Raw genomic sequence first — 24,478 nt, 5'->3', positions numbered from 1 at the left:
TAGCTTCATCATTAGGTAAGTGTTCAGGCAATGGCGTCAACTTAAGGAAAAATATCAGCGATAGTATATAAAATTTCTCTCTAAATTTTTTATCATTAAATTATCCAAAGAGTGCAAGGGACAGCACTTTTGTTTCTATTTTATTGCAACAAAAAAGTTTAAAATGTGTCTTTTTTAGGTGAGGCATGCAAAAAGGAAAAGATCTTATCTTACAAATTAAAAATGCAATATACTCGAAAACTTTTCAGAAAATCCATTGTGTTGAGTTTTACACGAACAAGAAAACTTCCTTTTTCGACAGTATTTTCTATGATTTTAAAGTTAGTTAAAAAAAGTTTGGGAATAGAATGTGAACTTATGGAGCCATTGACATGTACCCTCAAAGCAAGCTTTTTCTAAAGCAAGGTATAAGATTTGCCATACAGGCTTTCAAGAATCTAAGCATCCAAACAGCCTATCAGGATGAACCTGAGTTGGAGAGGCTATAGACTTATTGCAGCAGATGGTTCTGGTATGAGATTACCCAGCTCTGGGGAAATTGTATCCGAGTTTGAACCAAATGGAACAACAGGCACCATTGGCAATTTGTTTGTTGATTTGTGTACTTCATTGATTTGCAGTGCTCGTCTTGCAGCTTGGAATATAGGTGAACAAACGTTGGCGGCAGAGCAATTACCCGAAGTTATCACTCAAATGCGTTTATTAAATCAAGAGAAATTATTATTTATCTATGATCGTCTTCAGTAAAATTCATTCAGCAGCATTATAATTTGGAAGTAGATTTTATTTTTCGCTTGCAAAAAAGAAATTATAGTAAGCTATGGGAACGCTGGCGAATTAGATTTTGATTTTATATTAGAAAATGAAAAGCTAAAAAATAAAATGAAAGGACAGAAAGTAAGAGTTATAGTGCTGACATTAGCCAACTGAGAAACAGAGTTTTTGACCGAGACTTTGGAGCAAAGCTTATGTGTTAAGGTGGCACATAGAGGAGTGCTATAAACGACTCAAAGTAGGAGCAGAGTTAGAGAATTTTTCTGGAGAGGCTGTATTACAAGAATTTTGGGCAAACTTGGTCATGTGCAATATATTATCGCTTCATATGTGTGATGCACAAGGGCCTTGGAACCCAGATCAAATTACTGAGAGGTTGTCCGGAAACTAGTAAATTCAAGCATATTCCCTCTTTAACATAACCCTACTCATAGCTAGGTATATGAAATTCTCAGTGGATGTTGTGAGTAAATCATACTCCTTCGATAGCCTTCTATTCCTATTAACCCAAGCAAAAGTCCTTTCTACAACCCATCTTCTTGGCTGTACTTTAAACCCTTGTTCTCTTGTTGGTAGTAGCTCAGGTGGCGTATCTTTGTGCACCCAAAATCTACATGGAGGCCTTTTAACAATTTCAATATCTATGTCATATTCTTCCTTTATGTGATTCTTTAAATTTCTTCCTTGGTATCCCATGTCAGCCCACATTTTTTTAACTTTAGTATATTTTGTTCTCATATTGTTTAATGCTATTTTAATACCATCTCTATCATTTTCGTTAGCAGCGCCTACGTAACAACCTAGTATAAAACCCTGAGTGTCTGTAATTATATGCCTTTTTCTACCCTTTACTTTTTTACTTCCATCATAGCCTTTGATCCCCCCTTTTCTGTAGTCTTTACAGATTGACTATCTACTATACAGGCACTCGGCTGCTCATTCCTTCCTATTTTTCTTCTACTATATTTTGTAATTTCATAATTCATTTTCTCAAAAATTCCCTGCTTCTTCCATTGCCTGAACTGCTCATACACAGTCTTCCATAGCGGAAAATCATTTGGTAAATACCGCCATTGACACCCTGTACGCAATACATAGAAAATTGCTTCTAATATTTCTCTTTTGCTATACTTTGGCGGCCTTCCTCCTTTCTTGTATGATACTCTGAAGTGTTTTTCTATTCTTGCCCATTCCCTTTCGCTTAGATCTGTTGGATACTTTTTTCTCATCTTTACCCCGTACTAAAATTTCAGATATTATAGCCTTTTACTTGTTTCCGGACAACCTCTGATACCAATTCCCACTGCACAATAAACGGATAGATAACAATGGAAAAAAAGCCATACTATTGCCTTTCTTTCTCACTCCACAATTAAATAACTCTACAATATCGCTTATTTGATTCACTAATAATGAGAATTGGTATGAGTATCGTTTAAATTTTTCAGTTTTATTTGGTGTAATGAGGCAGAAACTCTATCAGGTACTTATTGCGCCAAAAAACTTTCAAGCCCTTTTTAAGTATACGCGCTAAAGTTAAAATCCGACCGGGACAGCCGCAATAAAGTAGATAAGCCTAAACGCCATCATGTCTTTAGGAGAGTTTGCTAATGAAAGTTCTTAAGTTGACGCCATTGGCTGAACGGATACGGAATGACACCATCCTTTTTTCTGGATTCCAGACTGGAATGACACCTCTGGACACTTCCGTCGTAAAGGAACCAGTGTCAGCTACTCGGATGACACCTTTTTTCTACTTAGTTTGGGTTATGCAAGAAGTCTAATGAAGTGAAAATAAATTTATTTACCAAAATAGAGTTGCCTTGGTCTACAGATCTTAGTTTCTTTATCATTTATCATTTCATACCACTGAGTAACCCAACCAGTGGTTCTTGCAAGTGCAAAAATAGGCGTGAACATATTTGAGGGGATATCAATAGCATTCATTATTATACCTGAGTAAAAATCAACATTTGGATATAACTTACGCACGATAAAATATTCATCCTTTAAAGCTATTTCTTCAAGTTTTTTTGCAATTTTAAGCAGTTCATTATTTTGTTCTAGTTTACTTAGAACCTCATGGCAAGCGCCTTCCAATATACGCGCGCGCGGATCATAATTTTTATAAACACGATGTCCAAATCCCATCAATTTAAATGGATCTTTATCATCTTTAGCTTTTTCGATGAATTTATCTATATCTCCACTTTGCTCTATCTCTTTTAGCATATTTATAACTGCCTCATTAGCTCCACCATGTGCTGGTCCCCAAAGTGTAGCAACTCCTGCAGAGAGGCTTGCAAACAGATTAGAACCAGCCGATCCCACCAATCTGACAGCCGCCGTAGAAGCATTCTGTTCATGATCAGCATGGAGAGTAAATATTTTATCCAGAGCTTTTGCAAAAAGGGCGCTTTTATCATTATCAACAGCATCGCCAAATATCATCTTTAAGAAATTTTCACTGTAACTTAATTCATTGTTAGCATTTATGAATTCCTGATTGTTGATATGCCTATAAATCATTGCAATAATTGTGGAAACTTGCGCTATTGCAGAAATTCCAAAATCTAGGTCTTCACCATTGACATTGTTGCCATGCTTTTCATGATAAGATGCTGACAAACTTGCAAAACATGCAACTAAGATTGACATAGGGTGAGCAGTTTTTGGAAATGCTTTAATTACATTTGTAACTTGCTCTGATACTTTGGATGATTCTTGTATTTTGAGAAGAAATTTTTTGTGTTGCTCTGAACTGGGTAATTCACCATAGAGCAATAAATAAATCACAGCAGTAAAATTATTATTCTCTGCCAAATCAGCTATATTATGTCCCCTATATTTAAGAACTCCTTCATCTCCATCAATGAATGTAATTGTAGAAGAGCATGAAGCTGTAGAAACAAACCCTGGATCGTAAGTGAATAATCCTGTCATCTTATATAAATCCTTGATATTTAACACATCAGGACCTGTTGTTCCGCTTAATACAGGTAGCTCGATTTTTAATCCATTACTTAGTTCTAATAGCACTTTTTTATCCATCACTTAAGCTACTTAAATTTTATACAGAATATACAAACTGAGGAGTATATATTAATACAGTTAACTTTACATTAACCGTATTAAGCGGTCATCAATGCTTTTACTTTTGCATTTAAGCGACTTATTTTACGCGCAGCGGTATTCCTATGAATAACACCTTTATTCACACACTTGTGTAAATTAGATTCAGCATTCCGAAATGCCAGAACAACATTTTCTTTGTCGCCAGACTTGATTATATCAACCAAATTTCTAATAGCAGTGCGAGTTTTACTTTTCCGCATCTTATTTATTAAAGTGCGCTTTGCTATTACCTTTATCATTTTTTTAGCACTCTTATGATTTGCCATATATTAATACCTAAAATACTGTACTTTTCTTTTAATTATAAAGTTTTTTTGTTAATTTGCAATATCAGTTTTTCCTATGGTTAATCTACTGCTTCTCTCTTCAATAATTTTTTCTAAACTTTGCAAGAATTCATTTTTGTTTAACCCAGGATATATTGGGGGCAATATTTCTATTACTGCCTTTCCGGGATTCTTTCTCAGAGAAAGTATGCTTTTTGGCCAAAACAAACCAGTGTTTAAAGCAACCGGTAACACAGGAACAGATAATACGCTATATAAAGCAGCAATACCTGGTTGATATTTTATATTTTGGTTTATAGTTGTTCTTGTACCTTCAGGAAATATTATTATGCTTCTATTTTCTTTTATACGCATTTTTGCTAGTTTGATTATATGGCGTATAGAACTGATACCATCTGAACGGTTAATAAAAATCATTTTCAGCGCTATAAGATGCAAACCAATGAATGGAATCCATTTCAATTCACGTTTTAAAATAAAAACCGCTTTTCTAAATAGTAGTATAAAAATAAATGTTTCAAATGGAGATTGGTGTTTAGATGCAATGATAAAAGGTTGCTTAGGGATGTTTTCCATTCCCCTCACTTCATATTTAATGCCACATAATAAACGCAGCATGAATAATACAACTCTCACCGAACAGACGAGGAAAATGGTTATTACACACTCAGAAAAGAAAATTACAGGGAGAGTAATGAAAGTATAGAATACCTCCCATAATATAAGAAAGAAATTAAACAATAAACTTGAAATCACAAACTCACATAAATTTATTTAAATTTAACTTTATTACAAATTAAAAACAATAAATTTAATTATTGATCATCTGAGTAATAGGATGCGAATCAGCTAATTTGTCCTTTAACTTTTCGTTAGCAATATGAGTATATATTTGTGTTGTAGAAAGGTTAGTATGGCCAAGAACTTTCTGTATCAACACAATATTTGCTCCGCTATTTAGTAGATGGGTAGCAAAAGAATGCCTAACCACGTGTGGAGAGATCTTATTTTCATCAATATTGCATTTTCTTGCCAACTCCTTCATTAATTGACCGACCCTCTGCCTTGTAATTGGTTTATTAGGTTTATCACCTGGGAATAGCCAATCGGATTCCTTTTCTTTAGAGATCAGATTATCACGAACTGATAAATAATTTCTAAGGCTCTGCAATGCTTGTTCATTAAAAAGAATTTGCCTCTCTCTACCACTTTTTCCTTTTATTATTATATAGCATTCTTTGTTATTACTGTTTATTAAATGTGACACTTCACATAATTTCATACTAATTAGTTCAGAAACACGCATTCCAGAAGAGTAAAGGATATCTAAAATCGCACATAGCCTTTTACTGCTTATCTCTTTATTCGATTCGCTTGCTGATTTTCTCACTGTGTCCATTAGCAAAAATATTTCTTCGACACTTAAATACTTAGGCAAAGGACGAGAAACTTTTGGATTCTTTAATTCAGCATCATTAGCCGGCGCTGGATTAAAATCTATTATTCCGTCATTAAATAGACACTTGTAAAAATTTTTCATAGCGGATATTTTTCTTGATATAGAGCTACTTTTATATTTTTTTTGTGTACATAAAGATTTCACATAATCTTTAATATTGGTTTTGTTTACACCAACCAAGGTAGTGCCGCTTTCCAATAAAAATTCTTCAAACTGGTGTAAATCCGAACGATAACTTTCCAGAGTATTTTGTGCAGCGGACCTCTCTGAAGCTAAAGCATCTATGTAATATGTTATGTAAAGATTTTCTTTTTTATTTTGCGACTGTTTATTTTTCATTATCAGTTCCTATATTTATTTCTTTGGCTATAATTTGATTAGAAGTGTTCCCTGTGTTTCTTATGAGAAAATATGAGACAAATAAAGCATTTATCAATAGAGTGAACATCACAAACTTTTGCTTTAACCTTTTTCTTAAATTTAATCTTACTCTTATCATAGTTAAATTATAACGTTAAATCTATAAAAAACACCTTATAAAGTGAGCTCTACTATAAATATAGAATACTTCTTAGCTGTATCTATCTATATTTATTATAACATAACATTGATTATAATTCTAACATGGACAGGTAGAGATTCCAATTACGTTAGTGTTATGGGTGTTAATAAATTTTTAATATACACCTTTACAAAAGAAGAAATCAAATGGCATCTTTTTTTAATAAAGTGCTAATAAAAGGAACGGTCACATTTGACCCTATAGATTCATTATCTATCTTTTCTATAATTTTATCAATGCTATAGAAAGAACGTTCTATTCTTGCTAAAATATAATTAATCACTTTTAAATCAATTTTTAACTGTTTATCTGAAAATCGTTTTATTAGCATAATTCTTAATAATTCCTCGCTTGCAGGCAAAATTTTTACGCTGATAGTTGATAATATTCGAGAACTTAAATCTCTTAGTTTGAAGTTAAGCTTTTTTGGTGAAATTGAAGAAGTGATTAGCAGCCTCTTGTCGTTTTCTTTCATGTAATTGTAACAATGTAATAACATGGCTTCATCTTTAATGTTTTGTACGTCTTCTAAAATAAAAGCATCGCTATACCTAATCTCGCTTACGAAGTTATTCACATTGATAAAGATTGCATCGTTTATTGATTGCCAAATATGAGCAAGATGAGTTTTACCGGAGCTTTTAGGTCCAAAAAGAATCAGACATTTCCAAGATAAATCATTAACTACCGAATTATATACGTGCTTATTTTCATCTAAGATGATGTAATTTTGCCGGCTATAATCAGCTTGATTGTTGTTAAATAAATTTAATTGCACGTTGAACCTCTTACGTAACCTCTTTCTGGTAGTAATTTTTGCGCAGAAATTTACTTACGCTCCTCAAATGTGTCAGGTATTCTGGGCTCATTTCTCCTCTTACCATAAATTGATTATGCAAAAGGTCTGTTAGCCGTTTTTATAAAGCTCACTTTTAAAATATTTATTGATTGCATATTCTACTGATACATTGAACATTGCTATTATTGGAATAAAAAGTAATATACCTGTAAATCCAAAATATGAAGCGCATATAGTAATTCCCAGAATAATTACAGTTGGATGTATATGAACTTTTTTTCCTATTAATAAAGGAACTAATATATTTGAATCTATTAATTGTCCAACACCAAATAATAGCAAAACAGCAGCACTTTCAAACCATCCACTAAATTGAGTGATAGCGCTCAAAAACCCAATAATGGTATATAATAATGGCCCTACGTAAGGTATGAACGTTAACATTCCTGATAAAATTCCAATAACAATAGAGTGTTCCAATCCAATTATGCTCAGACTCACAGAGTAAAAGACCATCATGACAATACATACATTTACCTGCCCCTTTAGATAATTAGATATAATGAAATCCACTTTGGAAAAATAATCTGCAATTTTTCCTCTGTAAGGAATAGGGATTAATTTACTAGCTTTTTCTATAATTAAAGGCCAATCACGTAATATATAGAAAAACACTACAGGAGTAATCACCATTAATGATACCGTGTTAAAGCTTGAACTTAACACTTGGATTATAAAGTTACTAGCAATATCAAGAGCATTCATGAAATAAGATACATAGTTGCTGTAATTTTCTGCTAGATTTTTAGATAAATGATCAAATAAGCTATCCTCGATTTTCATATTAAGAAATTCTAATACAGAGGGGATTACTTTAAACTTTAATGAAGGCACTTTACTCACTAAGAAATTTAATATTGAAGTAATTTGAACATATATAATAGGTAAAACAAATGTTATGACTAGTATAAAAGCTATTAATAAAATAAGTATTATAAAAATTACAGAACATGAACGTGGTATTCTATACTTTTCAAACTTGACTACTAGCGGATTAAACAAATATGCAATAATAATAGATATTAAACATGGAAAAATCATAGGACGCATCAGGAATAACATCCCTATTATAAAAAGCAGTATGAAACAAATAGTTATATGACGTTTTTGCATGTGTTTAGCATAGCTAATTTACTGAAAAATATGCAATTTATTTTTCCTATGTTGAAAGTATTTTACGATTTGTAATACTATCATTTTTTACTAAAATTTAGTTGTTTAATCCGCAGGCAAAGATAGATTTTGAGCTCTCTAAATATCTCTTTTGCTATTATAATTATGCTAGTTAATAGGGGAAGTAACTTTTATATGATGTCAGAAATTTTATTTTTCGGAAAGAATCTTGGATAGAGAGGAAAGCTTCTACAAAAAGAAATATGTGCGCTAAGAAATACAAAATAGCAGCATTAATAGTTGCAGCGGGAGTAGGCAGTAGATGCAATTCTACGATTCCTAAGCAATATATAAAACTGGCAGGTAAATCTGTTTTATTTCATACAATTAAAAGATTTCTGGCTAACCAATATATAGATTACATAAGAATAGCAATTAATAGAGACCATGAAAGTTTCTATGAGAAAGCTATATCACTAATTACAGACACTAAATTACTAAGCCCTGTATACGGAGGAGAAAACAGGCAAAGTTCAGTTAAACTAGGGCTTGAAAGCTTACAAAAAATTAACCCAGATTTTGTAGTTATACACGATGCTTGTAGGCCTTTTGTGTCAGATGTTCTGATAGATAACTTGGTTGAATCTATGATTAATGATCAATATACAGGAGTAGTTCCAGCAATAGAAGTTGAAGACACTATGTCATTGGTGAGTAATAGTTTTATTGAATCTACGATTTCAAGAGGAAAGCTCAGAGCCATACAAACCCCTCAAATTTTTAATTTCAAAGAATTATTATCATGCCATCAATCAGTCAAAGAATTTACTGACGATTCATCACTAATGGTAGAGCACAAAAAACATGTTGCGATTATTAAAGGTGAGAAAAGCAATTTTAAGTTAACCACAAAAGAGGATATCAATATGGCAAAGCTTCTTTTTGAAGAGCCAAAATTTCGTGTCGGAGCCGGTTATGATATACATAAGTTCATTAAAGTTCAAAATGGTGCTGAAAGCTTTATAAAAATTTGCGGTGTGAAAATTGAACACAACATGGCAATAGAAGCGCACTCTGATGGTGATGTTGCAATACATGCAATCGTTGATGCAATACTCGGAGCACTGGGATGTGGCGACATAGGAGAGCACTTTCCTCCTAGTTCCTCTGAATGGAAAGATTGCAATTCATCTCACTTTCTTGACTTTGCTGCTAAAAAAGCAAAAGAAAAAGGGTACAGCGTGTCTAATTTAGATATTACTATAGTTTGTGAAGAGCCTAAAATATCGCCTTACAAAGTAGAAATGAAGAAATTCATATCAAAAGCATTAGAAATTGATGATGAATTTGTAAATATCAAAGCAACCACTGCAGAGAAATTAGGTTATATTGGAAGAAATGAAGGAATAGCAGTGCATGCTTCTGTGTTATTGCATACAAACTTTTATTGGAAATAGAAACGAAAAAACTTACTTGACACCCTTCGCCAGCCCCCTTATCATGAAACTGAAGCTATTTATTTATCTTCTCTGTACAGATTAAATGACAAAAAAACTCAACGTATTTGGCGTCTCATGTTTAATTTTTTGCACTATGTGCACCTTATGTCTTTATCAAATTTCTAGCTATACAAGCTAAAATGCGCTTATAAAGCATTTAAAACATCAAAAAACGCCAACTTAAAAAATGGATAGTGAGTAATTAGCTACCCTAGGTTTTCTTTGCCTTTTTTTCTGTTTAGTAAATTTCTTAATGTTTATAATTTAGATTAGTTGCGGCTTAAAAGCAGATGAATCGCGGTTATTAAACGTTTAGAATAAAAAAACGCCATACTTGAAAGTATAATGTAAGTAACTAGCCAACCACGGGGCTTCTTTTGCCTTTTTTTTCGTTTGGTAAATTTCTTAAACATTTATGGCTAAACGACAATCGTCATCCCGCTACTTGTTAGCGGGATCTAGAGATACCGCGGCGGCATGACGTAGGACTGCTGTCATTCAAGTAGCTGACGCTGGAATCCAGCCTTGCTGTAATCTCATCAAGAACGTTGTGTTTTAACATAAGATCAGCCACTTTTATGCTTACCAACTTAATAAAATTCCTGGATCCAAGTAGTCAGGCTACTCGAATGACACCTTCATAAAGTGAAATGAGATCCCGCTAACAAGCAGCGGGATGACGAGAAAGGGGCTACTCGGATGATACCCTCATAAAGTAAAATGAGATCCCGCTAACAAGCAGCGGAATGACGGGAAAAGAGGTGCTGGGATGACACCTTCACAAAGTGAAATGAGATCCCGCTAACAAGCAGCGGGATGACGGGAAAAGAGGTGCTAGAATGACACCGTTTACTATGTAACATCTCATCATATCACAATGTTCGTACAGTTGTGGCGGTATGACGTAGAAAAACTGTTAACTTAAATCTATATTGACATGTCCCATTTTACGCTTATCCCTAACCTCTTTTTTCCCATATATGGTTAAACTAGCTTTTTCGTTGCTCAAATACTTATGAGAATCATATATATCATTACCTATTATATTTTTCGTCATACAAGGAAAGCGTAATACTACTTCCTGCATAGGTAGCCCGCATATTATCCTAACTAGCTGTTCAAATTGACTAACGTTACATGCATCCAAGCTCCAGTGGCAAGAATTGTGAGGTCTTGGAGCTAGTTCATTAACTAACAATTCGTTATCCTTAGTAACAAAAAATTCAATAGCCAGAATTCCTATTACATCAAGCGCATTTGCTATTTTCTTTGCAGCTCGTTGTACCTCTTGAGTTAATTTACTATCTATTTTAGCTGGCACTGTTGAAGTATCAAGTATTCCATCAACGTGGTAATTTTCTGCTATAGGAAAAAAAGCTACTTTACCGTTTTTATCTCTTGCAACGACTACTGAAACCTCTTTCAGTAAATCAACACTTGCTTCAAGAATGTACTCTGTATTCCAATCAAAGGAAGCAAATTGCTTCACTTCAGAATCATTCTCAAGCACATATTGCCCTTTTCCATCATAACCCATTTCTGTTGTTTTCAGCCTTGTTGGATAGCCAAAAGCTCTACTGCTTTTCAGTAGCTCATTATAATTTTGTATACTTTTGTATTCAGCAGTTTTTATACTCAAGCTTCTAATGAAATCTTTCTCTCTAAGCCTATTTTGCGCAATGTGTAACGCTTTTTTACCCGGATAAAAATTTACATCGATATCAATTGCACTACATGGAATATTTTCAGACTCAATAGTGACCAAATCCACACTCTGTGCAAAAGATTCAAGCGCTTTCTTATCAGAGAAATCTGCTATTGTGAAATCATCAGCAATAGAACAAGCTGGATCGTCTTTAGCACTGGCAAAAACATGTATTTTTTGTCCAAGTTTTGTTGCAGCGATAGCAGTCATTTTACCTAATTGTCCACCACCTATTATTCCTATTACTTTTTTGCTCAGCGCATCTGGTTCATTCATACTATAAATTGATATTTCCTAATTAAAGTATACTTGAAAAATCTATGAAAAAAGTATATAATTAAAATACTATTTTCTTATCATGAATATTTTATAATGATAGAATACACACTAACTACCAACTTTGTTGAAGTTACAGTTTTACCAATTTATATTGAAGAGCAATCCATTCCTTATGAAAATTGCTATGTATGGATGTATAACGTTAAGATAAAAAACAAAAGCCAATCAACTATTCAATTGTTAAGTCGTCATTGGCAAATAATAGATTATAAGGGAAAAGTAAATGAAATTGCCGGAGTTGGTGTTATCGGAGAACAACCTGTGATAAAATCTGGAGAGGTATTTAAATACACAAGTGGAACATACTTAAATGTACCGTCAGGAATAATGCAGGGTAAGTATGAATTTCTGAATGAAGAAAGCATAAAAGTTTTTGAAGTTATGATACCACCCTTTTCTTTGGATAGTCCATACATCAAAACTAGACCCCATTAACTGTCAAAATAGTTTATTTGTAACCAGACTGCATTCTGTGATTTTTAGCAAAGCACGATACACAATCGTCATCCCGCTACTTGTTAGCGGGATCTATGCTAAGATACCGCGGCGGTATGACGGTTCGTGGCGGTTATGACGTGTTAGCTATAGCTATCTTCAAAAATATGGTTGAATAATTGTTAATAATAGTGTATAATTATTAATATTTTTAAGCACTTTGGCTATGGCTTTATCTAAGTTTCTCGACCCTAAGCTGGATTTAACCTTCAAAAAAATATTTGGCACTGAAAAAAACAAGAATATTCTCATACATTTTTTGAATGATATTTTAGGGTTTACCGAGATAAATACTATACAAGAAGTGGAATTCCTCAGTACTATAATGGATCCTGAAATTGCCTCTGATAAGCAAAGTATAGTTGATGTTCTTTGCAGGGACTCTAGTGGGGCTAGGTATGTGATTGAAATGGTGCGACCTGAAAGCCTTCGGTCATATTGTTTAAAAGGAGAGGAATTCATTCAGAAAGAAACTGAAAGGATTCTAAAGCTTATTGAACCAGATGTTTTGCCATCTGAGTCTACGCATCAGTGCGAATTGGGTAACCAGTTGGTGCCGAGCGACGCGGACAATGAACCTCCTCTTGATAAAGAAGATGCTCAATCGTGAGAGAAAGCATAAACTACAAGCATCATGTGGTTGGAGGGCTAGGCTTAGTGGTATGGTGAACGTAAGTGAAGCTTCATAAGTATCGTAACGATTAAAGAGCTAAAGATGCTGATAAGCTCCGACCAAAAGGTAATGTGGATGAGTTACATTTTTCATTTCTGGATGTACGCAAATAATAATTCCCCGGTATAGAGAAGCCACCTAACCCACTATTGTATGACAAAAGGAACAGGATAAGCCTGTATTTTCGCCTATATGGCAGGCAACCCGCAAGGAATGCTGATGGATGTGCAGGTAAAGGATAATGGAGAAAGCGAATGCCATTTTGTAACGAAATGGATAGAATTTGTAACATTAATTCGCGTGAAAACGAGCAGACTTCCATTTGGTCCCTCATGACAAGAAACTTTGTTAACCACTTAAGGTAGGAAAGCAGATGATTACAAGTACAACTGTAAGTGCACCTACCAATAACTCCGAAGCATGGAACCAGTTACCCTGGAAGAAATGCCAAAAAGTTGTTATGAGGCTACAGAGGCGTATTGTTAAGGCTGTCCAACAAGGCAGATGGGGTAAGGTGAAAACTTTACAACACCTTCTCACACGCTCTTTTAGCGGCAAAGCTTTGGCGGTTAAGAGAGTAACTGAAAACCAAGGAAAAAACACAGCAGGTGTAGATCGTCAAATATGGTCAACTTGCAACACAAAATTTCAAGGAATAAAGCTATTAAAACAAAGAGGATACAAACCTTCTCCGCTAAAACGGATATACATCAGTAAGTCTAATGGCAAAAGAAGACCTCTTGGAATCCCTACGATAAAAGATAGAGCCATGCAAGCATTATACTTGTTTGCTTTGGAACCGATAGCTGAAACGATCAGTGATCGTCACTCTTATGGTTTTAGACCAAAAAGATCCTGCGCAGACGCTACTGTGGCTTGTCACTTGTTACTGGCAAGCCGTAACCAACTACAATGGATACTCGAAGGTGATATTAAAGGGTGTTTTGATAACATTAACCATGAATGGCTCATGAAGCATATTCCTATGGAGAAGAAAATTCTTCATAGCTGGTTAAAAGCTGGCTTCCTAGAATCAAAAACTCTGTATTCCACAACTGCAGGTACCCCACAAGGTAGTATCATCTCTCCAATACTAGCAAATCTAGCCCTAAATGGACTTGAAAAATCATTGGAAAGTCAATTTGGTAAACTTGGCAGTAAAAGAAGAAGCAAAATCAGAAGTGGAGTAAATGTAATCAGGTACGCAGATGACTTTATCATTTCAGGAATCACACGCGAAGTACTGGAAAATGAAGTAAAACCTCTAGTATCGTCCTTTCTTCAGGAGAGAGGTCTTATCCTTTCCGAAGAGAAAACAAAAATTACATCTATTACAACAGGGTTTGACTTTCTTGGTTGTAATGTACGCAGGTATAATAAGAAGTTAATTATAAAACCTTCAAAAGAAAGTATTAAGAAACTTCTTAATAAAGCACGTACATTGATAAAGGCAAACATAGCGAACACTCAGGCCGTACTAATCAAGTTGCTCAATTCCCTATTAAGGGGATGGGGAAATTACTACAGCCATGTGTGTGCGAAAAGAGCTTTTAACAAAATAGACCATGAAATTATGTGTGCTCTATGGAAATGGGCAAAGAAAAGACATCCTCGTAAAGGATTACGTTGGATAAAGAATCGTTACTTCAAGGTAATGAAACAACGCCAATGGGTCTTTGCTGCACCCATATGCAAGAACAAACCGAAAGAGATAAGGTATTTAAGACTGCTTAGGTTGATTGATATACCTATCAGACGACATGTTAAAATCAGGGCGGATGCAAATCCACTTGACTTAAAATGGAAAAAGTATTTTGATGAAAGAGTGAAACAAACAAAAATTTTAGCAAGCTCTTTCTCAAGAGAAGGTTCTCTACTGTTGGTGTCACCATTAAGAATGATGTTTTCTGAGGAATCATGAAGGACAAGCCGGTTCGAGAAAAGAAGGACTTAGATAAGGGGCTCAAGCGTAGTGTGGGGAAACCTGCATGCTGCGTTTCTAAGGGAGGGAGTAGTAGCAATACTACTTCCTTACCTAACCAGCTCGCTAGAGACAAGGGCTTCGAAAAACGCGCTCAATTATATGCCGCTAAAGCCTACTCAAGACAATTAGATAAATCTGGCAACTACATTGATTTAAAGAAAGTCTTCTTTATTGCTATATCAAATTGTAACTTACTTCCTGAAGAAGTTGATTATATTTCTACTCACAATATACGTGATATAAAAACTAACGGCCATTACTTAAAAGATTTTCAGTTTGTCTTTATTGAGTTGCCTAAATTCGCAAAAAATAAAGTAGAGCAGTTAGAAAGTACAGTAGAAAGGTGGTGTTTCTTTTTTAAATACGCAGAAGAAACAACAGAAGAGGACTTAAAAGAGATAGCAGAAAAAGCGCCAATAATAAAGCTAGCATATGATGAATTAGACAAGTTTCGTTGGAACGAAAAAGATTTAGTAGCCTATGAAGAAAGGATAATGGATCTACGCAAAGAAGAAGCTATTCTTGAATACAGACTTGATCTTGCTGAAGAGAAAGGTATACAAAAAGGTATAGAGAAAGGGAAAATTGAAGGGAAAATTGAAGTCGCAAAAGCAATGCTGGCTAATAATGTTGATGTCAACACTATTGTTAAGTTTACTGGCCTTTCTATTAGTGAGATTGAAGAATTAAGTGTGAACGGTTACGTTTATTTTTTATCCTTATCATCAAGTGTAAATAAGGTTATTGTAGAGATTAAGCCTATTATAACTATTATTAACGAAAATGGGGCAGCTTCTCTATAGCGCTCATCGCTTACAAGTTCATATATTCTAGTTGATATAGTTTCAAAATTAAATGGTCTTATAATGAGTGTTGCTGTGAGCTCTTTGATAGTATCCATAAATACGAGCAAAAATCCCGATAATATACTCTTCTTGATGAGAGGGATATGAACATTCAAACATGTGGAAATAGGTCCATGACCCATAGTATATGCAGTCCACTCAATTTCATTTGGTGTTTTTTTGAGCCCTGACTCTACCGCCTTGAAAGATATAGCAAAAAAACGAAATAAATATGAGTAAACTAATGCGCCAATAGTTCCTACCAAGCTAATTTCCACAACATATTGAGTAATGAAAGAGGATATTCTGCTTAAAAATATTATTATACTAATTGCGATAATTGCATTTGGAATTGCGTAGCCTAAAGAAATGAGACGCGCTATATTGTTGATTACCTTATTTTTACGCGCCGTATATCCAATCATTATTGCAATGCTAATTGAGATTAATGCGGTGATAAATGATAAACTAATGCTATTTGCTATTATGTTATAGAATCTTGCTTCGTATATGAAAAACCCCTTCTCTATGCTCCAATATATGAGCGGAATCATTGGCAAAATAAAACCTATTAAGATCGGCAATACACACATAAGATAAGCAAAGATCAACGGCATAGCGCCACTTATACTCCGTTTGTTGTGATAGTCCGAATTGGTATTGATTGAAGAGTAAGATATTCCTTTTTTTTGTAGTTTTTTTTCGATAGCTATTAGTATCACAACGAAAATTAATTCTGCAACTGCTAAAACAGTAGTTGAATATTTGTCATGCAGTAAAAACCAGGTGCGATATATTCCTGTCGTAAAAGTATCGATAGCAAGAAACTGTGGTGTGCCGAAATCTGTAATTACTTCCATTAGTACCAAAGACAACCCAGCTATAATTGATGGGCGTATGGAGGGTATGATAACAGAAAACAGGCTCTTCAATGAGGAGAACCCAAGCGTTGACGCAATAGTGACTGAGTTACTAACATTCTTTAGACTTGAGCGAACTAACATATAAACGTATGGATATAGGCTGAATCCCATTACTAATATTCCACCACCTAGGGATTTTATTTCAGGAAACCAATAGTCACCTTTGCTCCAATCTAAAATGTCTCTTAATAAGCTCTGCACCGGACCTGAAAACTCTAGCGTATTTACATAGACGAACGCTACTATATATCCAGGAATCGATATCGGAAAGAACAAAGCAATCTCAAAAATTTTACTTCCAGGAAATGAAAAAAATGTGGTGAGCCAAGCTGGAATTACTCCAAATATGAAAGATATTCCCCCTACTCCTACCATCAAAATTAACGTACTCAGTATATATTCAGGAAAAAGTGTACTGATTACCCATTCGGAATTCGCTGAATCTGTAAATAAGATTGATATTAATGATAATATTGGGCAGACGAATAATATGCTTACTAAAAATAAGAATATATTTTTAAATACTCTTAAAAACATTAATTTGAATCTATATTTTATATTAAAATGTTATATGTAAAAACTGAAGATATCCAGTAATTAACAGCCGTACTATTGAATATCTTTATAATTTTGTATATCATGTTTTTAGTTGATAAGTGAATAATCATGAGCTTCGTCATTGCAACTTTCTATCACTTTGTAGAACTCTCTAATTATTATGACATGAAAGACGAAATAAAAGCTGCATGCAACAACGTTGAGTTAAAGGGCACTATACTCCTTGCAGAAGAGGGTGTTAATGCAACAATATCTGGTGAAAGAAACGCAATTGATAAAATATTCGATTTTCTACGTTCTGATTATAGGCTAAGGGACCTTACATGGAAAGAGAGTGCAGCAGAATATCAACCATTTAGCAAGATGAAGGTAAAATTAAAAAGAGAGATTGTGAATCTTGGTGTAAGCAATCTTGATATTTCCCTTAGGGGTAAATATGTTGATCCAGAGCATTGGGATGATTTTACTTCTCAACCTGACGTTTTAGTAATAGATACACGAAACGAGTATGAAGTGAAATTAGGCAAGTTTAAGAATGCAATTAATCCACACACACAATGTTTCCGTGAGTTTCCTCAGTGGACAGAGTCATTTTCTGAGAGTAAAGACCTGAAAGTGGCTATGTACTGCACTGGTGGGATTAGATGCGAAAAATCTACAGCATATATGAAAAGCCTTGGATTTAGTGATGTTTACCATCTTAAAGGCGGCATTCTTTCTTACCTTGAAAAAACTTATAATAAAAATGGTAATTGGAAAGGAGAATGTTTTGTTTTTGATGATAGAATTGCTGTTGATAACTCACTTACTCCAAGCAACACAATAAAATGCATATTCTGCTCAAATCAAGTTTCAACTGATAAACTGAAATCAGTTCCACGTGGCCAAGTGGTTTGTTCTGATTGTAAACTTCAGTGTTATAGCTATAATAAATAAAACATCATACTGCTGCAGTTGTATGCACGTTGTGATTTGAGAGCAACCTCTACCAGAAAGGGTGTCATGCCAGTGCCCAGACACTGGCATCCAGGTTCTTTTTTTCTAGATTCCAGCGTCACGCGCTGGAATGACAATAAAGAGCATATGGTTATGCAAGAAGTCTATTTCTTACCCTTAATCAACTCTAAAGCCTTCTCCAGATCTATACTCTCAATATCTGCACTCTTGCCCAAAGCAACGTTTGTTTTACCGCATTTTATATAGAATCCGTACCTACCGTTGCAGATAAAAACTTCTTTTCCCTTTTCATTAACCCCGAGAGATTTTAACTCTTTGCGTGGACTGTTTGCAATAATTTGTACAGCTTCGCTCAATTCTGTATTCAGCACCTCTTTGGAGCTTTTCTTAAGAGAAAAGTATCTACCATCATAGAAAATATAGTACCCAAATCGCCCAAGGCCTATTTTTACTTCCTTTCCGGTTTCAGGGTGTTCTCCGATTACTTTTGGCAAGGAAAGTAACTGAGTAGCGGTGCTCAGATCAATCTCATTAACATTTATATCTTTTGGTATGGAAACCGTTTTTTTCTTTTTTAACTCGTTATTAAACTCCAGATAAAGTCCAAAAGGACCCTTTTTGATCATCACTTCTTGGTTTGTTATATCATCTATACCTAAACTTTTTGGATATTCTGAATTGTCGTTACTACCTGTAATTTCTTTTGTATGGTTGCATTCAGGATAGTTAGAACATCCAAGGAACACCCCGGCTTTTCCAAAGTTCAATTTCAATATGCCACCTAAGCAAGCAGGGCATTTCGTATTCACCTCTTTTCTTCCTTCTTCTGAACAAAACCAATCGATTACCAAATCGTGAATGCCGCTGAAAACTTCATCATGCGTCATTTGCTTGACAGAGTTTACATGACCAAAAAATGGCACCCAAAAGTGGCCTAATTCTTTTTTCCAATCTGCATGTCCATTTGAAATTAAATCAAGCTTCTCTTCCATTTGTGCTGTGAAATCATACTCTACACAACGCTGAAAAAAAGTTTCTAAAAATATAGTAACGATTTTACCGCGGCTGCTTGGAATAAACCTTTTGCTATCCAATGAAACGTACTCACGATCTTGTAATACCGAAATAATTGTTGCATAAGTTGATGGTCGACCTATACCGATTTCTTCCATTTTTTTTACGATACTTGCTTCACTATAACGAGGTGGCGGTTGAGTGAAATGTTGTTTTGGCTCAACTGAAATCAGCTTACACGCTTCCCCTTCCTTCATGGCAGGTAGCAGGCCTTCATTTTCGGCTTCTATGTTATCTTGGTAGACTCTATAAAAACCATCAAAGAATATACTTGATCCACTTGCTCGCAGAATTACTTTCTGGTCAGTAGAACTAATTTCGACTACCACTTGATCAAGAATCGCCGACTCCATTTGACTTGCAATGGTCCTTTTCCAGATTAAATCATACAATTTAAATTGCTCTGGCGTTAAGTAATCCTTAATACTACCCGGCGTTCTATTGATATCAGTTGGACGAATTGCTTCATGTGCTTCTTGAGCATTTTTGACCTTTTTTACATATTTACGAGGAGACTGCGGTAAATATTTATCACCATATAATGACTTAATTGACCCTCTAATTGAGTTTATAGCCTCATCTGCAATATGAAACCCATCTGTACGCATGTAAGTTATCAACCCTACAGTTTCACCACCAATATCGATACCTTCATATAAATTTTGCGCTATGCGCATAACACTTTTCACATTAAAATACAGTTTATTCACTGCATCTTGCTGAAGACTTGAAGTAATAAACGGAGGAAGCGGGTTTCTCTTAACTTGCTTGCGTTCTACTGTGCTTACAGCATATTGCCTTGATTCAATCTCCCTGACTAAGTTCTTTGCTTCTTCTTCATTCTTAATATCAAATTTTTCTAGCTTTTTATTGTCATAGTGGCTTAGCATAGCAAAAAAAGCCTCATCTTTGCTATTTTGCATTTCTGCTTTTATGCTCCAATACTCCTGTGTTATAAATTTACTAATTTCATCTTCTCGTTCGCATATAATCTTTAATGCAACAGACTGCACTCGCCCTGCAGACTTGCTTCCCGACAATTTTGTCCACAGCAGTGGTGACAAACTAAATCCAACTAGATAATCCAAAGCTCTACGTGCTTGTTGTGCACGCACTAAATCCATATTAATTTCACGTGGATTTTTTATTGCTTCTTGTACTGCTCTTTTTGTTATCTCATTAAAGACTACTCTATAAATGTTGTTTTCATTACTGATTGCTTTCTTTTCTTTTAATGTCTCTATCACATGCCAAGCCATTGCTTCCCCTTCTCTGTCTGGGTCTGTTGCAAGATATATATCTGATGTTTTGCTTGCGGCTTTTACTAGCTCTTTTATATACTTTTCTGCTTTTTCAATGGTTTCATACTTTATAGTAAAATCATTATCCGGATCGACAGAACCGTTTTTTGCTGGAAGATCCCTCACATGTCCAAAGGATGCAGCTACTTTGAACTCTTTACTCAAATATTTACCTATTGTCTTTGCTTTCGCAGGTGATTCAACTATTAATAATGCCATATTGTTAATTATTTTAGTACTTAAAGATAATATGTTGAGAAATATACAATGAAAAGTAAAAAAATATTTTAATGGTTCTTGTGAATTTTACGAACCGGGTTGTGGGACCTTTTCAGAAAACCCTTGGACGTTGCTATTTTTAAGTGACTTTGAAGGCTCATTACAATAGTATATGATCGCAGCAGCAACGAGAAGCTAGATTCCAGTGTCAGCTACTTGCATGACAAAAAAAGGAGCGCTGGGATGACATCCTCCCTTGTGGAAATTGCTCTCAAATCACAATGCCCGTACAGCCGTAACCCTAGAGGTACTGTTTCTCACCCACTGCAAATATTGCACGGTACTGTCCACTTGGTCGTCGTGGCGCGTTTCAGGAAACATTAAAATCTCATACTCAAAATCGTTCAGCCATACTGCTTGATGTGGCAGAAAAACCTTGCCAGACTCTATAATCGGAACAATTTGATGAAATCGAGTGAGCTTGTCATCATGTGGCACTATTTCAATAATCGGTAAATCACTGTTTGTCTTTAGCTCTTGCACCAATTGTTGACCACTTGTTTTTGCTTCGATTAAAATTGCGTGTGGCGTCCATCTTGCAGCTAGTGACAAAACCTGTTCTTTAAGCTTTGGATACTCAAGCTTTGCGCGATATACGTCGAGTAAATAGAATTTATTATCTATTTTTGCCCAGGTGGTGCAGACACTAAAGTTGCTCATGTTACTTGTTGAAACCGCAGTATCCCAACTTTGTGTTATATGCGAGAGATTATCAGGAAATTTTTTATAGCGTTTCAACCACTCTGATTTAATTATACCACTTGAAAGCGGCAGAGGGTTTTGTTGATATTGAGCAGCAAAAGCGTAACTCCCAAGTTCAGCTTTTATTATCTCAACTTCTTCTTTTCCTCCATCGAGGGGATATAACAACTGACCTTCTTCTCTTGAATATAATATCCTTACAGGTGACGCTGGTTTATTATATAATCGCCTGGTCGCACAGTGCTGAGCTACTCGGATGACAGGAACGGGAGGCATTGGCTTTTTGATTGAATAAATAACCTGCTTATTTTCAGAAATCATTGGCAAACAAATATGATGCCATATGTTTTTTGGCTTGGAGAGAAGGTGTCCAGTTAAGTCCTCCTGGTGTAGCCTGTGCATTACAAGAACGATGACTCCTTTTTTTCTATCGTTCAGCCTGGTTACTAAAGTCTGATCAAACCAGTTTGTGGCACGCTTTCTAAGCGTTTCACTCAAAGCTTGAGCAGAACTGAGCGGATCGTCCACAATGATAAAATCACCACCTTCACCAGTTAGTGTTCCACCAACTGATGTTGCGATTCTGTATCCTCTCTGCACTGTTTGAAATTTATATTTGGTATTCTGGTCTTTGGATAGTTCTATCTCTGGAAATAGCGCTCTATACCAACTAGACTGCATCACGCACCTGGTGTCGAGCGAGTGCTTTTCGCTGAGCCGCTGAGAATAACTTGCAACTATTATTCTCGCAGTTGGTTGGTTTCCCAGTATCCATGCGGGCCACGCAACGCTTATGCACATGGACTTCATCGAGCGCGGAGGCATATTGAATATTATTCGTTTCACTTCACCAGCGCTCGCTGCTTCCAGCCTGTCTGCTATGACTTTTATATACTGATAATCGTTATACTCACACCCCGGCACTACCGTTTGAAAGCACAGTTCAATGAATTTTAGAAAGTTCATGATATAATGTTGAAACCAACGCGTGACGCTGGGATGACAAAAAAAGGAGCACTGGAATGACACCTTACTTAACCGTCATACCGCGATTCATTCGCGGTATCTCAAAGCATAGATCCCGCTAACAAGCAGCGGGATACTTAACCATCATCTACACCGTCATACCGCGATTCATTCGCGGTATCTCTTAGCCGCTAACAAGCAGCGGGATACTTAACCATCATCTACACCGTCATACCGCGATTCATTCGCGGTATCTCAGCCGCTAACAAGAGATCCCGCTAACAAGCAGCGGGATGACGATTGTCGTTTAGCCATAAATATTAAGAAATTTACCAAATGAAAAAAAGGCAAAAGAAGCCCCGTGGTTATTATCTGCTTTAAAATATTGGCGTTTTTTATGTTTTAAACGCTTGACAAGCGAAATTCAGCTGCTTTTAATTGCAACTAACCTACGCTGCAAATGTTTAAGAAATTTACCAAGCAGAAAAAAAGACAAAGAATCCCCGAGTTAGCTAGTCTTTTACTATCTCTGTCGAGTATTGGCATTTTTTGATGTCTTGTAACGCTTTATAAGCGCGTTCAGCTTATTTAGATAAAAATCTAGATGTAGATGAAGTTTTGTAAAGACATACAGTATCTATATACTGCAAAAAATTGAACATAAGACACCGATACATTAAGTAATCCTTACCTTTTAATCTGCAGATTGGCGAAAGCAAATACAATAGCTTCACTATCATGATAAGGGCGCTGGCGAAGGGTGTCAAGTAAGTTTCTATATAATATTTTCTAAAATAAATAGACTTCTCGCATCCAATTTTGGCAGCGCGCGACACACAACTGCAATGACAAGGTGTCGCAAGATAAACATCATATTCACACGAAGTACTTGACTTCACTTGTACTAAGAAGCATTTTATATATGTTGTGTGCCCGTAGCTCAGCTGGATAGAGCAACAGCCTTCTAAGCTGTGGGTCGTAGGTTCGAATCCCACCGGGCACACTCTTTTATCAATACTTTCTATAAATCTTCAAGTACTCTGGCACCACATTTTCAATTGCTAATGGTCGAACCTTCATTGTTTCAAGGTCAACTGACTTTTCGATTGAACTATTCATCATAACTTTCACCTGATCTTGAGTAAGCATAGGGTTCGTATCTCCGGTTATTGGTTTTAGCAGCATAGAAATAATTTTATTTTCTAAAAAGAAAGCTATTAACTTTGCCATTGGAAAAGATACATTGATCAACAAACACTTTCTGTTAGTAACATTCAGAATAAACTTCAATAAGCTTTTGAAAGAGTAAACCTTTGGTCCACCCATGTTATAAATTTTCTTGTCTTGCTTATTAAAACTGATAATACGATATACCACTTCAGCTAAGTCTGTTACACATATTGGCTGAAATTTAGTTGTTCCATTGCCAATTAGTGGTAAGAAAGGAAGAATAGTTGCTAATCTTGCAAATTTATTAAAGAAGTTGTCTTCTTTACCAAATACAAGGCTTGGCCTAATTATTATTGCTTTTTGAAATGCTGAAGTTACAGCTTTTTCACCTTCCAATTTACTTTTGGCATATTTTGACAACTTGCTATTTTCTATTCCCATAGCAGAAAAATGTATCATCATAGGTACATTTTTCATTTTTGCAGCTTTTGCTATCCTTTCAGCTATTTTAACGTGAACAGCGTAAAAATCGTGCTTTTTTGCTTCATATAATATTCCCACTAAGTTTATAGCTACATCACATTCTTCCATACCATCCAGAACTGATTTTTCATCAAAAAAATCGCCTTTAAATATTGATATTTGTCCTAAATTGCCACACAATTTTAAACAAGCAGCTTTTTCCTGATTACGAGTGAATATCTTTATTAAATATCCTTCTGCTGCCAAGCGTCTTACGATGTGTTTCCCTATAAACCCCGTTCCACCAAAAATAATTACACGTTTTGTCACAATTAAAGTTCCTAATAATTTGTTACT

17 protein-coding genes, 1 tRNA gene and 5 pseudogenes are annotated in these 24,478 nt (G+C 35.2%); 10 read left to right on the top strand and 13 right to left on the bottom strand.

Translation table 11 applies throughout. The features are described 5' to 3' along the window. Window positions 1–185 precede the first annotated feature (185 nt). A pseudogene (locus ACQH2O_RS00585) lies at window positions 186–1,147 on the top strand (transposase); the annotation flags it as partial. Window positions 1,148–1,170: 23 nt separating this feature from the next. Here ACQH2O_RS00585 and ACQH2O_RS00580 read toward each other — a convergent pair. Continuing rightward, window positions 1,171–2,003: pseudogene (locus ACQH2O_RS00580) on the bottom strand (IS5 family transposase). A 194-nt stretch (window positions 2,004–2,197) separates the two neighbouring features. Between ACQH2O_RS00580 and ACQH2O_RS00575 the strand changes: the two are divergent. Next, window positions 2,198–2,385, top strand: a pseudogene (locus ACQH2O_RS00575) (IS4-like element ISWosp8 family transposase); the annotation flags it as partial. 189 nt (window positions 2,386–2,574) lie between these two features. Here the strand turns inward: ACQH2O_RS00575 and ACQH2O_RS00570 are convergent. The 6 genes from ACQH2O_RS00570 to ACQH2O_RS00545 all read right to left on the bottom strand — a co-directional run bounded on the left by ACQH2O_RS00570 (window position 2,575) and on the right by ACQH2O_RS00545 (window position 8,189). Continuing rightward, window positions 2,575–3,825 carry a citrate synthase gene (locus ACQH2O_RS00570; RefSeq protein ID WP_010081982.1) on the bottom strand — a complete coding sequence of 417 codons (1,251 nt, stop codon included), beginning with the start codon at window positions 3,823–3,825 and terminating at the stop codon, window positions 2,575–2,577. 80 nt (window positions 3,826–3,905) lie between these two features. Then, a complete protein-coding gene (gene rpsT / locus ACQH2O_RS00565) occupies window positions 3,906–4,175 on the bottom strand; it encodes a 30S ribosomal protein S20 (RefSeq protein WP_010081981.1) in 270 nt (89 codons plus the stop codon). A gap of 51 nt (window positions 4,176–4,226) precedes the next feature. Further along, window positions 4,227–4,952, bottom strand: coding sequence for a lysophospholipid acyltransferase family protein (locus ACQH2O_RS00560; protein WP_010963063.1), 726 nt, complete (start codon window positions 4,950–4,952; stop codon window positions 4,227–4,229). 55 nt (window positions 4,953–5,007) lie between these two features. Beyond that, entirely contained in the window at window positions 5,008–5,994 is a 987-nt protein-coding gene (locus ACQH2O_RS00555; protein ID WP_095742816.1) for a site-specific tyrosine recombinase, read from the bottom strand. A 365-nt stretch (window positions 5,995–6,359) separates the two neighbouring features. Further along, on the bottom strand, window positions 6,360–6,995 hold the full coding sequence (locus tag ACQH2O_RS00550; protein ID WP_006280257.1) for a DnaA ATPase domain-containing protein: 636 nt from the start codon (window positions 6,993–6,995) through the stop codon (window positions 6,360–6,362). 129 nt (window positions 6,996–7,124) lie between these two features. Continuing rightward, window positions 7,125–8,189, bottom strand: coding sequence for an AI-2E family transporter (locus tag ACQH2O_RS00545; RefSeq protein ID WP_010963061.1), 1,065 nt, complete (start codon window positions 8,187–8,189; stop codon window positions 7,125–7,127). Window positions 8,190–8,452: 263 nt separating this feature from the next. On the opposite strand from ACQH2O_RS00545, the gene ACQH2O_RS00540 reads away from it, so the two are divergent. Continuing rightward, window positions 8,453–9,646: a bifunctional 2-C-methyl-D-erythritol 4-phosphate cytidylyltransferase/2-C-methyl-D-erythritol 2,4-cyclodiphosphate synthase gene (locus ACQH2O_RS00540; RefSeq protein ID WP_010963060.1), complete on the top strand. Its 1,194-nt coding sequence runs from the start codon at window positions 8,453–8,455 to the stop codon at window positions 9,644–9,646. Window positions 9,647–10,604: 958 nt separating this feature from the next. Here ACQH2O_RS00540 and ACQH2O_RS00535 read toward each other — a convergent pair. Then, window positions 10,605–11,669, bottom strand: a complete 1,065-nt coding sequence (locus tag ACQH2O_RS00535; protein ID WP_425385199.1) for a 5-(carboxyamino)imidazole ribonucleotide synthase — start codon at window positions 11,667–11,669, stop codon at window positions 10,605–10,607. Between the two features lie 96 nt (window positions 11,670–11,765). On the opposite strand from ACQH2O_RS00535, the gene apaG reads away from it, so the two are divergent. The 5 genes and pseudogenes from apaG to ACQH2O_RS00510 all read left to right on the top strand — a co-directional run. Next, window positions 11,766–12,167, top strand: coding sequence for a Co2+/Mg2+ efflux protein ApaG (gene apaG, locus ACQH2O_RS00530; RefSeq protein ID WP_007549064.1), 402 nt, complete (start codon window positions 11,766–11,768; stop codon window positions 12,165–12,167). 226 nt (window positions 12,168–12,393) lie between these two features. Next, window positions 12,394–12,639, top strand: a pseudogene (locus ACQH2O_RS00525) (PD-(D/E)XK nuclease family transposase); the annotation flags it as partial. A 453-nt stretch (window positions 12,640–13,092) separates the two neighbouring features. After that, a complete protein-coding gene (locus ACQH2O_RS00520; protein ID WP_173862902.1) occupies window positions 13,093–13,236 on the top strand; it encodes a hypothetical protein in 144 nt (47 codons plus the stop codon). 37 nt (window positions 13,237–13,273) lie between these two features. Next, window positions 13,274–14,821: a group II intron reverse transcriptase/maturase gene (gene ltrA / locus ACQH2O_RS00515; protein ID WP_425385084.1), complete on the top strand. Its 1,548-nt coding sequence runs from the start codon at window positions 13,274–13,276 to the stop codon at window positions 14,819–14,821. Continuing rightward, a pseudogene (locus tag ACQH2O_RS00510) lies at window positions 14,818–15,582 on the top strand (Rpn family recombination-promoting nuclease/putative transposase); the annotation flags it as partial. The gene ltrA and the pseudogene ACQH2O_RS00510, both read left to right, overlap by 4 nt. An 8-nt stretch (window positions 15,583–15,590) precedes the next feature. Here ACQH2O_RS00510 and ACQH2O_RS00505 read toward each other — a convergent pair. Next, window positions 15,591–17,189 carry an ABC transporter permease gene (locus ACQH2O_RS00505; protein WP_095742778.1) on the bottom strand — a complete coding sequence of 533 codons (1,599 nt, stop codon included), beginning with the start codon at window positions 17,187–17,189 and terminating at the stop codon, window positions 15,591–15,593. Window positions 17,190–17,318: 129 nt separating this feature from the next. Between ACQH2O_RS00505 and ACQH2O_RS00500 the strand changes: the two genes are divergently transcribed. Beyond that, on the top strand, window positions 17,319–18,146 hold the full coding sequence (locus tag ACQH2O_RS00500; protein WP_010963056.1) for a rhodanese-related sulfurtransferase: 828 nt from the start codon (window positions 17,319–17,321) through the stop codon (window positions 18,144–18,146). Window positions 18,147–18,310: 164 nt separating this feature from the next. On the opposite strand, the gene topA is transcribed toward ACQH2O_RS00500, so the two are convergent. From topA to terL, 3 genes are all read right to left on the bottom strand, one after another. Then, the gene (gene topA / locus ACQH2O_RS00495; RefSeq protein WP_010963054.1) at window positions 18,311–20,761 is read right to left on the bottom strand and encodes a type I DNA topoisomerase; all 2,451 of its coding nucleotides are present in this window, start codon (window positions 20,759–20,761) and stop codon (window positions 18,311–18,313) included. Window positions 20,762–20,848: 87 nt separating this feature from the next. Beyond that, window positions 20,849–20,935: a hypothetical protein gene (locus ACQH2O_RS00490; protein ID WP_419236910.1), complete on the bottom strand. Its 87-nt coding sequence runs from the start codon at window positions 20,933–20,935 to the stop codon at window positions 20,849–20,851. Between the two features lie 102 nt (window positions 20,936–21,037). Continuing rightward, a complete protein-coding gene (gene terL / locus ACQH2O_RS00485) occupies window positions 21,038–22,489 on the bottom strand; it encodes a phage terminase large subunit (RefSeq protein ID WP_425385198.1) in 1,452 nt (483 codons plus the stop codon). Between the two features lie 929 nt (window positions 22,490–23,418). Between terL and ACQH2O_RS00480 the strand changes: the two genes are divergently transcribed. Beyond that, window positions 23,419–23,492: transfer RNA gene (locus tag ACQH2O_RS00480), tRNA-Arg, on the top strand. Between the two features lie 8 nt (window positions 23,493–23,500). Here the strand turns inward: ACQH2O_RS00480 and ACQH2O_RS00475 are convergent. Beyond that, a complete protein-coding gene (locus ACQH2O_RS00475; RefSeq protein ID WP_010082395.1) occupies window positions 23,501–24,451 on the bottom strand; it encodes a complex I NDUFA9 subunit family protein in 951 nt (316 codons plus the stop codon). Window positions 24,452–24,478 lie beyond the last annotated feature (27 nt).

Origin of the sequence: Wolbachia endosymbiont (group B) of Schoenobius gigantella, from assembly GCF_964031005.1 — a bacterium.
Lineage (GTDB): Bacteria > Pseudomonadota > Alphaproteobacteria > Rickettsiales > Anaplasmataceae > Wolbachia > Wolbachia pipientis.
The sequence above is the reverse complement of the archived record's forward strand: the minus strand, read 5'-3'. Positions and strand labels throughout refer to the sequence as shown.